Raw genomic sequence first — 10,775 nt, 5'->3', positions numbered from 1 at the left:
CCGAACCTTCCGGGGGAGCCCCCAAGCCAAATCCGTTGTGCTTTGAGGCAATGGAGGAGTATGTAAGTTGTGACTGGCCTTGCCGAACAATAGGTCGCTCGACGTGGCAAATGATCGAAAAATGGAAAAGTTGGACTCCGAAACCCAGGCAATCGCGCAGCGCGGCGCGCAACCGAATTCGGAAACTCTTTGGCCGAGTATAGTTGCGCGTTATTTGCCTTCAAACAATTGATCTGGGGCATTTCCAGGTCACTTTCCCAACCAGGCTGTGCAGACAGGTCGTAGCGATTAGAAGGGCGGCGTAGACAACATGACCGGGGCCGCCCCCCCGAATGGATCTCGCCGCTAGGCCGCAAAATCCACATTATCGCGTGCAGCGTTGGACGAATTGATGTGGCGAAAGTTCCACTCAAGCGTATGGAATTTGAGGCAAACCCCCTAAGCGGTCATTCTGCGCCGCCGCCACCCCCCGCTGTGAGGTCTGGATTCAATTTTCGGGGGGACTTACGACTCGATCTCATTGGGACATGCGATCGCAACGCGTGCAGAAAATCAGCAGGATCCGCTCGACGCCACCCACTCGCCGGAGGGAGACCGTCGAGTCTTTCTTTCGCATCAAGGGCTCGGAACCACGATTTTTAAGTTTCCGTTATGAAGACGCTGGCTCCCGCAGAAAGACGCCGGTCCGTCTTTGACCTCCCGCAGTGCTGCGTTGCCGGAACGCTGCGAGACGCCCCCCCTTTGGGCCGCAATGATAGAAGGGCAGGAAAACGAGCTTCGCACGATCTCCCCGAACCGGCTTTCTGAGGCCTACACCCCCCCCCGACGACCAAGGTTACGACTCCAACAACTTCGCTTCAGAAACCGCAATCACAGAGACGATTTCCCCAATCAATGAGGGCAATCGCAACGCCACGGGTTTGCGTGCGACGGCATCCAAATCAAGCCGCTGGTTCGTGGCAACAATCGATTCGAGCTGGCCGCCAACGCGAGTGACTGCGGTCAATACGTCCATCACCGCGTCGACCGATTGCAGATGCACTCGCAATCGGATCCGTTTTGAGTCCACCGAGTTCCCGTCGGTTCCGCGGTTGGGTGGAATGTCAGTGTCATGATTGGGGCGCAGCTGACAAACGTCGGCAGCATGATTCGGAGCAACTGATTTTTGATTGACTGGTTTTTGAATGACTGGCATTAAGATCTTTCGTGGCTGGGTTGATATCTTGGTCGGAATAAGTCCTCAATGAAAGGAAGCCGATCCCGCACGGGGCAGGTAGCGGCTTCATGGTTTGAGTCCAATTTCGATGCCGATTCGCCGGTCCCCCCGACGTGACGGCCGGTTTCCCCCGACGTGACGGATTGCCATCGCCAAGCCGGATCCAACCATTCACGAGAGCGAGAGCGGAAACATAAAGCACAAAACGATGTGCCCCACCGCGCCCCACCGAGTCACGGCGCCAAAACGCAATGAGGCGGCGTGCGACGGAGGCAAGGCACGGAGCCAGCGGCCCCCAGGATCCAGCGCTCGCCAGGAACCAGCGGAGCAGCGCCGAGGGTGTCCAACCAATCGCCATGGCCTCCCGCTACAGCCCTGGTGGCATTCCGCTCACTGTGGATCCCAACATCGTCTTAGCCGTTTCTCGTTCGTCGACGGAGCGGTTTCTGATTGAGAATCGCGGCTCGGAATTGTCCAAACGCTAAGCTGCGGTGAACCCCCGCAACGTCCAACACAGAACCAATGTAGGCCCCATAGGTTCGCGCGGCCCAAACCGATACGAGCGCAGGAATCGGGCTCGTGGCGGCGGGTAGTGGTGCGGACCGGTTTTGAAGGCCTGCATCCGAAACCGGGCCGCCAAAAGGCGGAAATGCAACTCGAGAGCTCAGCTTGACTGATTTGCGTCCAGCGGAGATCAATCGACATCGAAGATCGCGTACACCGTCTCGCACCACGGAGCATGCCGTCGCGGCGGATCATTGGGATCGGTACGCCAATTGCATCTGCTTTTAGACATCAATCGTTAGTTCCTAGCATTGATCAGGAAAGGACTGCGAGACCATCGAGACCGTTTGGTTTCGCTCACAGCATTCTAATTTTACGAAGCAGGTGGGAAATGATTACGAAGCAAGAGATAAGTGGCAAATGGAAAACGGTCACCGGCGCCGTCAAAGAGAAATATGGACAAATCACCGATGACGAACTGAGCCAAGTCGAGGGCGACACGGAACAGTTGGTGGGATTGATCCAACAGAAGACGGGGCAAGGTCGCGAGCAGATCGAAGCGTTTTTGCATGAGACGTGCGAACAATGTGAGTCGAGCTTCTCGCATCTATCGGGAGTCGCTTCGAGCTACGCTGAATCGGCCAGCGACTCGGTTCGCGAAGGGTACGAGCAAGTCGCTCGACGCGCCCGTGAAGGATATGAGCACTCCGCAGAAACGGTGGCCCAGCGGCCGATGGAATCGGTCGTCGTCGCCCTAGGCGTCGGCTTGGTAACCGGAATTGCCATCGGCTTGGCGATCGCAGGACGCCAAGCTCACGAGCCAACTTGGCGCGAACGCTGGGCCCGCTAGACCGCAGCCATTCCACCGCGTGCAGCGAACGCGCGTGTTAATCAGTCGAATCCACTTCAATCGAATCACTTTCTATCAAAGGAACCGTCCTATGAATTCAGCAACCGAAACTCCGTCGAACACCTCGGCGCACACTGCGTCTTCGACATCGCAAGCCACGCATGTGGCCAGTGAAAAGCTCCAAGAGGCAAGCACCCATTACGTAACCGAGCCCGCCAAAGATTTGTGGGGTTTGTTGCGAGACTACGCTCATGAAAAACCGGATGTGGCGGCAATGTGGTGCTTCGGGCTCGGCATGGTTGTCGGCTGGAAACTTCACCGCTAATCCGGTGAATTCCCAGAGAGCATGGCACTCTTGAGTGTCCCGCACTCGACATTCGAGTGCGGGGACAACTCCTGTGCACCTCCCCCTGTGCGTGGCCCGCCTCCTATGCATGTGGCGACTCCTATGCATGGGACGCCTCCGGTGCATGAAACGCACCGCCCCAACATCCCATGCGACGCTGGGCCGGATGAGGGATGGTCGCAAATCGATGGAGGTCCCCGGGACGCCCGTTTGGGTTTTCTCGGATGCGTCGGATGCGTCACTCGTCGGGCGCAGATTGACGTATCGCGGCCTAGCGCACCGCGGGTTGGTGTCACCGCTCTGATTCGACGCCGTGATACGACGCCAACGCAGAGTTCCACGCGATTGCAAGGCAGTATCCTAACGAACGAGAGTTCCGTTTTTTTCAAGTAGATGGTCCGTCCCAACGTTGAAGCGATCCCTCCCTGAGACTTGCCAATGCCCCTCACGGTTCAACCATCGAGTGCGACGCAAACATCGCGTGCAACATCCTTCGCCAAGCAAGCCCTCCAGGTGCTCAAGGCATGGATGAAGCAGCCCACTCAAGTTGCCACGATCTGTCCGAGTTCACCTTTTTTGACCGAGAATATTGCTGAACGAGAGTGTGTTCGCTGCGCCTCGTCGGTCGTTGAACTGGGACCAGGTGCGGGAGGAACGACCTCGGCACTGTTGTCTCAAATGCGCCCCGATAGTCGCTTACTCGCGATCGAAAAAACGGCGGCCTTCATGGACGCACTGCAAGAGATCACCGATCCCCGGCTGACGCCGCTGATCGGTGACGCCGCGGACTTAATTGAATTGCTTGAGCGAAATCAGATCGGACGCCCCGATGTGATCGTCTCCGGGGTTCCGTTTAGCTCGCTTTCACCGTCGGTAGCCAAGGCGATCGTGGAATCGGTTTACGAGGTGTTAAAGCCAGGCGGCACATTCATCGCGTACCAGGTTCGCTCGGATATCGACGATTATGCCCGACCTCTCTTTGGTCCACCCCACGCCAAACTGATCCCCCTGAACTTGCCACCCTTAACGGTGTTCACGTGGCAGAAACTTGAAGCGAGTAACGCTTCGAACGCGGATTAACGCGTCACGTGCGGACGTCGCGTGCGGACGTCGCGGCGAGCCTCGTCGAGCCGATTCCCTTTTTACCAAAGACCACTTCTAACGGCACGCCGGCTCGTGATCGCTTCGAATCGGTCCGACGCCCCGCTGCGAAGCTCAGCATGGGCGTGAGGAACGCAGACAACGGTCGTTTTTCGGCCACGTCCTGAACGGCGATCCCTCATTTTGCTTTACCTTGCCAGTTTGCGGTCCAATTTTTCGCTCAGGTCCGGTTTTGGCACGACGCTTGCAAACTCTCTACATTGAACCGGTTGGTTGAGTTGCGAAACACCGTTTGTTTCTGCTGCCGGTGATCCGCATACAGTTGATGGAAAATCATGTTAAAGAAATGGACAAGTATCTCTGCGGCGATGTTGATCGGCGTCGCAAGCGTAGGTTGTGACGTCGAAAAAACTCGCGAAGGCGTGATGCCCGACGTGGATGTTGACGTCAGTGGTGATCCAGGCCAATTGCCGGCGTACGATGTCGACGCACCCGATGTCGACGTTTCGATGGAAAAGAAAAAGGTCAAGGTTCCCGATGTGGATGTCAAGATGAAGGAGTCCGAGATCTCGGTGCCTGACGTCGATGTGAATGTCCCCGCGGACGAATAGCGGGCGGTCGTCGATCACGGTATTCGTCGTCGATACGGAAGCTCAATCCCATTGTCCCGCGTCCATCGTCCCGCGCCCACCGAGTGGCGGGACTATGACAAATGCTAAGATGGGAGCCGCAATGAATCCGGGTGGCGCGACCGATGTCGTTCAAATCGTTGCTTGGAACTCTCCACAGCGTTGTTCCACTCGATTCCGGGATCGTGGAAGGCGAGGCAGCGTGTTTCGCTGTCGCGACATCCGCTAAGCTTGGGGTTCCATTTTCGTCGTCAATGTTAGAAAGCATCCGTGACATGAGTATTCTGGACGATTTTAAGAAGTTCGCGATCCGTGGGAACATGATCGATCTGGCCATTGGTTTTACGGTGGGTGCCGCGTTCACCACCGTGGTGAAGTCACTGGTCAACGACGTGATCATGCCACCGATCGGACTACTCACCGGGAACACGGACTTCTCCGATCTATTTTGGGTGATGCACGTTCCTGAAGGGGTGGCGGTTCCTAGCAATGGGTTCCAAACCTTAGAGATGGCTCAAAATGTCGGCGCGGTGACTTTGAATTATGGTCAATTTTTTAACGCGTGCTTCACGCTGCTGATCATTGCGATCGCCATGTTCATGATCATTCGCACGGTGAATCGCGTTGACGCCGAGCTTGACGAGCGGTTTGGCGAACCGCCTCCATCGCAAGAACCTTCGGATAAGAAATGTGAATTCTGCCGCTCGACCGTCCCTTTTCGAGCGACGCGCTGTCCCCAATGCACGTCGGAATTGGTCGTGCCCAATGTGAGTGAGGCTAACAAAGCGACGAACTAGCCCATCACGGTGACGACCGGGGGAATCGGCCGCAGAATGGCATTTTGATACACGGTGGCTCGGCAATGTGACGATTCGACTCGGTTTTCCCGCATCCGCTCGGAAACGACGATCGTGGTGTTCTAAACCGACCTGCGGTGTCGGGGTGGCAACGCGTGGAGCCGGGAACCATCATCGCGAACGAGTCCAATCACGGCAGCTTCCACACGAGCGAGAATCGCGTTTATGAAAGCTCTGCTGATTACTTGGACCTCGCGAATTCGCGATAGTTATTGGTTCATGCCCTCGTTGATGGCGATCAGCGCGATCCTGCTGTCGTTCGTCACCACCAGTTTGGACAGCCATTTCGGCTCGGAGTGGCTCGAGGACATTGGTTGGTTGTACGCCAACGAGCCCGCGGGTGCCCGCGCGGTATTGTCAACCGTTGCCGGTTCGATGATCACCGTCGCGGGGGTGACCTTCTCGATGACGATCTTGTCGATTTCGTACACGACGTCGCAGGTCGGACCGCGGTTGTTGAATAACTTCATGCGAGACACCGGCAATCAAATCACGTTGGGCGTTTTCATCTCCACGTTTCTGTATTGTTTGATGGTCCTGCGGACTGTCCGCAACGCCGAGTCCGCGCCACCGGGCGGCGGAGCGAATCTCGAGTTAGCGTCCGCCTTTGTGCCTCATATCGCCGTCATCGTTGGCTTGCTGTTAGCCATCGCAAGCGTTGGGGTGCTGATCTTTTTCATCCATCACATTCCCGAGAGTATTCACATCTCGAATATCGTTGCCGGGATCGGGCGTGATTTGAATAAGCAGATCACGGACCGATTTCCCGCACGCGTTGGTGAACCTCACCCCGAACCATCCGAACGCCAGATGGAGTCGAATTTACCAGCAACGTTCTACGATTCGGCGCGAGCGATCCATGCGAAAACATCGGGTTATGTTGAGTTTGTCGATACGACCGGGATGTTACAGATCGCGACTGACAACGACTTGACGATTCGCATGCGATTTCGCGCTGGGGATTTCATTACCCCGGGGGACGTACTGATGTTGGCGTCGCCTAAAACGCGGGTCAACGACGAGTTAGTCGAGCGGATGATTGCGACCTTTGTCTCAGGATCCCAGCGAACGGCGCATCAAAACCTCCGCTTCGTTTTCAACCAACTCGTCGAAGTGGCCATGCGCGCCCTGTCTCCAGGAGTGAATGATCCGTTCACCGCGATCAATTGTCTCGATTGGTTGCAATCGGCGCTACAAAACATGGCAGAGCGAGAGTTTCCCGACGCCTATCGCTACGACGATGACCACCATCTACGGATCGTGGCCGAACCGGAGACATTCGAAGACTTCGCCTCCTTAGTGTTTGACCAATTGAGACCCTACGTGGCGGCCGATCGCAATGCGGCCGTTCACATGATGGAGATGATCGCAAAAGTGGCGTTATCGGCTTCGAGCCAATCGCATCGCCGATTGCTAGTGCGTCACGGCGGGGCGCTGCGGCGTGAGTGCAAAAACGTCTTGAACGATCGTCGCGGCTTTTTATTGCTGTCCGACCGTTATCGCTCGATGGTGTGGTTGTTGCGTGATCCCCAGTATCGCCGCCAAGTGCTCGATACGGGTAATTGGGTTGGCGGACGAGCGTGACGCGACTCGATTGCGAAAACACGCTCACAACCGAGGCGCCGGATCATCCCGAAACCATTGATTATCAATTGGCATCGAGTTTGCTCGGTAATGAACCAATCGGCAATGAAGCAATCGCCCCGGATCGATCCGATCACGCATGTCCAATGTGTGGACAGCCCAAGCAAACGTGGTCAACGTTACTTCAATTCAAAGCGACCGCCGTGTACGAAAGCGGAATTGAAAACGCCCAGCGGTGCTATGAGGGCGACGGTTTCAGACGTTAACACACCCCTAGTCCGGCAACGCACCGGGAGAAATTCAACAAGATGAATTTGCGACCTGTCTTATTCGCGTCCTTATTGACTGCCTTGGTATTAGCCGTGGCGGAAATACTCGTCGTCACCATCAGTGTTTTGTTGGTGATATTTGCGGGGCTACTGTTCGGCATTTTACTTAATCGCATCGCCCACTGGTCATCCCGCCATACACCGATCCCGTATCACGGCGGTTACTTCTTGGTGGTCATATTGTTGTTGGGCTTTTTCGCCGCCGGCACCTACTACCTCGGCGCCCAAGTCGCACAACAAGCCGATGAGTTGGGCTCCGAGCTGCAAAACGCAGTTCAGCAAACCCAGGAACGAATGAGTCAGTATGAAGTCATCAAGCAATACACGCCCGATGCGTCGCAAGTGCAATCGATGGTCACGCAACAGGGTGGCTCTGCTTTTTCAAACATGTTGCAAGGGGTGCGTTCGGTGGGCTGGGCATTCACCGGAGCGATCGTGATCTTTTTTGTGGGGTTGTATGCCGCTTACGATCCTGAACTGTATCGCACGGGGTTAGTGAAACTGTTCCCGATCGACCGGCGTGAACGCGTGGTCGATGCATTGGACGAATTGCGTTCGGCGTTGATGCGATGGATCGTGGGACGTTTGATGTCGATGACGGTGGTGGGCGTGTTAACGGCAATCGGCTTAAGTGTTCTGGGAGTTCCGTTGCCCATCGCGTTGGGCGTGCTCGCTGCACTGCTGACGTTCATCCCCAATATCGGGCCTCTATTAGCGATGATTCCTCAATTATTGTTGGCGGTCAACGTAGATACCAACACCGTGCTGTATGTGTTGATCTTCAATATCGCGTTGCAGGGCATCGAAAGCTATCTGATCACACCGATGATCCAACGCCAAGAAGTCTCGTTGCCACCGATCCTGACGATCGCCGCCCAGTTATTGATGGGCGTGTGGGTGGGCGTGATTGGCATCATGATGGCTGCACCCTTGGTGGTGATGTTGATGGTGTTGATCCAGTTGTTTTATATCCAAGACCATCTCGGGGATCCCGAACCCGGCGAGCTAACGGCAAATTAATTACAGCCAAGGACGGGGGGCCCATTTCACGCGATGGCGATCGCCATGCGGGGTGACGTAGGTCTGCCCCATCAGTAATCCTCCCACTCACAAATGAATCTCGACACAAAATTCTCGCACGATACGTACGGCATCAAACGGTGCCGATCCAAGGGAGTCATACCATGTTCAATCGTTTTGTCATGATCGCGTTTAGTCTCTTCTTTTTGGGCTGCACTCGCGAACCAACCACGCCCCGCGAAGAAGCCGAGCAGGCGCAAGAAGACCTCGAAGCGGCGCGTGAAAAAGCAGCCGACATTATCGCTGAATCCGAAGCGGAGGCGGTTGACATGATCGCGGATGCGCAAGACGACGCGAAACAGGAGGTGCGGGACGCGAAACGCGAAGCCGATGCCATGATCCGAGATGCCGAGAGCGAGCTGAGTCGCAAATTAGACAAACTCGGCCAACGTGAAGCGATCGTAAAACCGGCCCCGACTACGGAAACAGAACCGATCACGCCAACCGACGCAGTGCCGTCTCCGCAGTAGCTTGGTTGCCGCGGCATCGGTTCGCTACTTGATTCGGATCCCGCTGCCATGCCACAACACTTTTAAATCCTCTTCGCTCCATACCTCCAAGCCGACCGACGGATCCCCGATCACAACTCGGCCATCGCGGGTACGCCCAAACGCCACCACCGAGTGTCCCATCCCGGGAATCCAGCCCCAATGATCCGCATAGCGACGATCTTCGACACCGTAGGGCAACTCGACCATCATGATCACCGGCCAATCGTTTTTGGTGAGCATTTCATCGAGCGTTTCGTTGATCACTTCCACTTCGCGATCGTGTTGTTGGGCAATCAGTTTGATCCCGCGATACAGGCCCAGCGTGGGAGTGCCGCTTGAATCGCTCAAGCAGAGCGGGATCATTTGCGATTCCGTAACCTCAATCCCTTCGGCCCGAAAAAAGGTGGCTGCTGCGGCTGGACTACACGTGGCCCACGACGTTTGCATCGCAACCCCATTTTCCCAGTCATCGCCCCCGTTCGGCGGTGGCCGTACCGCAATCGATAACAGCGGCCACAGGATCGCGGCCAAGGACCCCGCAGCTAATAACGAAGTCAAAATGGCCCGTCGCCATTTGGGCGTGTTGGGTAGACGCCAAGCCCATCCCGCAGCCAGCGCGGCAAAGATCGCCGCAAAATTGGTGTAGATGATGGCCGCCGATGCCGGCACCATCCGGGCCCAAAACAGTTGGCCGGAGGCGTAAAACAAAAAGTACACCATGCCAAGCACGGCCAAGGTGAGCGTCAAGATCGTACGTTGCCCCTTATTGGAATAAGCGTACCCTCCGGCTACCAAGCCAAACGCCAACGAGATCGTCGTCATCACAGCGATCGCCGTCCATAGATCAGTGGCCATTGCACTCCAGCATCGTTTCGGTGTGGTTCATCATGGGTCAAATTCGTTGTTGGTGCGTTCGCTAAAGTCGCTAGCTAAATTGTGCGCAGAACGCCGGACCGAGAACGGGCACGGCGAACCGTAAATCACTGAACGGCGTCCGCCGCTCCACAAGCGGATTGGAATGTCGATTCCGCCGCATTGTCAGATCGACAGCCGCGGCGGGTTAATCGTACGGGGTCATCCCACGGGGCATCGTACCCGAACTGCATTCGGCCCGTCAGCAAGGCCGAATCGATAATTCTGCCGCTTCGAAAATTCGAATCGGTTTCACACCCCCCTGCGCAGCTCGGACGCGGCTTCGCGATTCTAGCCAATCGCGCCCAGCGCGAGAAAGTTGATTTTGCGTTCCGCCAAGCGGGACAGCGTTTGATCCGCGAGCCCCTCTTCGTTCAACGTCAACTGCAATAAATCAGCCGCTTCCTGATGCCCGAGCTTTTCAGCGTGGGTTCGCGCGGTTCCGTAGCCTGCCATCTCGTAGTGCTCAACGCGCTGAGCTGCCGCGATCAACCCCGCATCCAGCACTTCCGGTTCGATGTCCTCTTGGATCATGTCTTCCCCTTCCTTGATCAATCCCTCCATCGCCGCACATTTGTGCCCGCCGGGCTCGAAGTCGAGGTCGGCAAACAGCGTTTCCAAGCGAGCAACGTGCGTCTTGGTCTCCTCCAAATGATTGGCAAATGCCGCCTTTAAGTCGGCATTGTGCGCGGCATCACGCATTTTGGGAAGCGCGTCGAGCAGTTGATTCTCAGCACTGTAAAGGTCTTTCAGTTCGTGCACATACAACTTTTCTAGAGAGTTGAGTTTCATGATCGCCTCAGGTGTAAAGGGGGGACTCGTATCGTTCAATGGGTTGAATCCATCGCTTGGATCCCACACACGAACCACACTGGA

General features: G+C 56.1%; 11 protein-coding genes. 8 read left to right on the top strand and 3 right to left on the bottom strand.

Features of this window, described 5'->3' with window-relative positions:
* Positions 1 to 835 precede the first annotated feature (835 nt).
* Complete coding sequence (locus Pla52o_RS06680) at positions 836 to 1,195, bottom strand: hypothetical protein (protein ID WP_146593823.1); 360 nt, start codon at positions 1,193 to 1,195, stop codon at positions 836 to 838.
* Between the two features lie 916 nt (positions 1,196 to 2,111).
* On the opposite strand from Pla52o_RS06680, the gene Pla52o_RS06675 reads away from it, so the two are divergent.
* The 8 genes from Pla52o_RS06675 (at position 2,112) to Pla52o_RS06640 (ending at position 8,966) form a co-directional block, all read left to right on the top strand.
* Positions 2,112 to 2,570: a CsbD family protein gene (locus Pla52o_RS06675; RefSeq protein ID WP_197169052.1), complete on the top strand. Its 459-nt coding sequence runs from the start codon at positions 2,112 to 2,114 to the stop codon at positions 2,568 to 2,570.
* Between the two features lie 91 nt (positions 2,571 to 2,661).
* Entirely contained in the window at positions 2,662 to 2,895 is a 234-nt protein-coding gene (locus Pla52o_RS06670; RefSeq protein WP_146593821.1) for a hypothetical protein, read from the top strand.
* A gap of 459 nt (positions 2,896 to 3,354) precedes the next feature.
* Positions 3,355 to 3,996: a class I SAM-dependent methyltransferase gene (locus Pla52o_RS06665; RefSeq protein WP_146593820.1), complete on the top strand. Its 642-nt coding sequence runs from the start codon at positions 3,355 to 3,357 to the stop codon at positions 3,994 to 3,996.
* A 356-nt stretch (positions 3,997 to 4,352) separates the two neighbouring features.
* Positions 4,353 to 4,628 (top strand): hypothetical protein, encoded by a 276-nt coding sequence (locus Pla52o_RS06660; protein WP_146593819.1) that lies wholly within the window; start codon positions 4,353 to 4,355, stop codon positions 4,626 to 4,628.
* 293 nt (positions 4,629 to 4,921) lie between these two features.
* Positions 4,922 to 5,443 carry a large conductance mechanosensitive channel protein MscL gene (gene mscL / locus Pla52o_RS06655; RefSeq protein ID WP_146593818.1) on the top strand — a complete coding sequence of 174 codons (522 nt, stop codon included), beginning with the start codon at positions 4,922 to 4,924 and terminating at the stop codon, positions 5,441 to 5,443.
* Between the two features lie 225 nt (positions 5,444 to 5,668).
* Positions 5,669 to 7,087, top strand: a complete 1,419-nt coding sequence (locus Pla52o_RS06650; protein ID WP_146593817.1) for a DUF2254 domain-containing protein — start codon at positions 5,669 to 5,671, stop codon at positions 7,085 to 7,087.
* Positions 7,088 to 7,395: 308 nt separating this feature from the next.
* Complete coding sequence (locus tag Pla52o_RS06645; protein WP_146593816.1) at positions 7,396 to 8,436, top strand: AI-2E family transporter; 1,041 nt, start codon at positions 7,396 to 7,398, stop codon at positions 8,434 to 8,436.
* A 164-nt stretch (positions 8,437 to 8,600) separates the two neighbouring features.
* A complete protein-coding gene (locus tag Pla52o_RS06640) occupies positions 8,601 to 8,966 on the top strand; it encodes a hypothetical protein (RefSeq protein WP_146593815.1) in 366 nt (121 codons plus the stop codon).
* 24 nt (positions 8,967 to 8,990) lie between these two features.
* On the opposite strand, the gene Pla52o_RS06635 is transcribed toward Pla52o_RS06640, so the two are convergent.
* Positions 8,991 to 9,842, bottom strand: a complete 852-nt coding sequence (locus Pla52o_RS06635; RefSeq protein ID WP_146593814.1) for a peptidase C39 — start codon at positions 9,840 to 9,842, stop codon at positions 8,991 to 8,993.
* 348 nt (positions 9,843 to 10,190) lie between these two features.
* Positions 10,191 to 10,691 carry a YciE/YciF ferroxidase family protein gene (locus Pla52o_RS06630; RefSeq protein ID WP_146593813.1) on the bottom strand — a complete coding sequence of 167 codons (501 nt, stop codon included), beginning with the start codon at positions 10,689 to 10,691 and terminating at the stop codon, positions 10,191 to 10,193.
* Positions 10,692 to 10,775 lie beyond the last annotated feature (84 nt).

Origin of the sequence: Novipirellula galeiformis (assembly GCF_007860095.1) — a bacterium.
Classification (GTDB): domain Bacteria; phylum Planctomycetota; class Planctomycetia; order Pirellulales; family Pirellulaceae; genus Novipirellula; species Novipirellula galeiformis.
This window is presented reverse-complemented; position numbering and strand designations above follow the sequence as displayed.

Coding starts and splice junctions, on each gene's coding strand:
- Pla52o_RS06660 (WP_146593819.1), top strand. CDS start 4,353: ATGTTAAAGAAATGGACAAGTATCTCTGCGGCGATGTTGATCGGCGTC.
- Pla52o_RS06640 (WP_146593815.1), top strand. CDS start 8,601: ATGTTCAATCGTTTTGTCATGATCGCGTTTAGTCTCTTCTTTTTGGGC.
- Pla52o_RS06650 (WP_146593817.1), top strand. CDS start 5,669: ATGAAAGCTCTGCTGATTACTTGGACCTCGCGAATTCGCGATAGTTAT.
- Pla52o_RS06645 (WP_146593816.1), top strand. CDS start 7,396: ATGAATTTGCGACCTGTCTTATTCGCGTCCTTATTGACTGCCTTGGTA.
- Pla52o_RS06665 (WP_146593820.1), top strand. CDS start 3,355: ATGCCCCTCACGGTTCAACCATCGAGTGCGACGCAAACATCGCGTGCA.
- Pla52o_RS06630 (WP_146593813.1), bottom strand. CDS start 10,691: ATGAAACTCAACTCTCTAGAAAAGTTGTATGTGCACGAACTGAAAGAC.
- Pla52o_RS06635 (WP_146593814.1), bottom strand. CDS start 9,842: ATGGCCACTGATCTATGGACGGCGATCGCTGTGATGACGACGATCTCG.
- Pla52o_RS06680 (WP_146593823.1), bottom strand. CDS start 1,195: ATGCCAGTCATTCAAAAACCAGTCAATCAAAAATCAGTTGCTCCGAAT.
- mscL (WP_146593818.1), top strand. CDS start 4,922: ATGAGTATTCTGGACGATTTTAAGAAGTTCGCGATCCGTGGGAACATG.
- Pla52o_RS06675 (WP_197169052.1), top strand. CDS start 2,112: ATGATTACGAAGCAAGAGATAAGTGGCAAATGGAAAACGGTCACCGGC.
- Pla52o_RS06670 (WP_146593821.1), top strand. CDS start 2,662: ATGAATTCAGCAACCGAAACTCCGTCGAACACCTCGGCGCACACTGCG.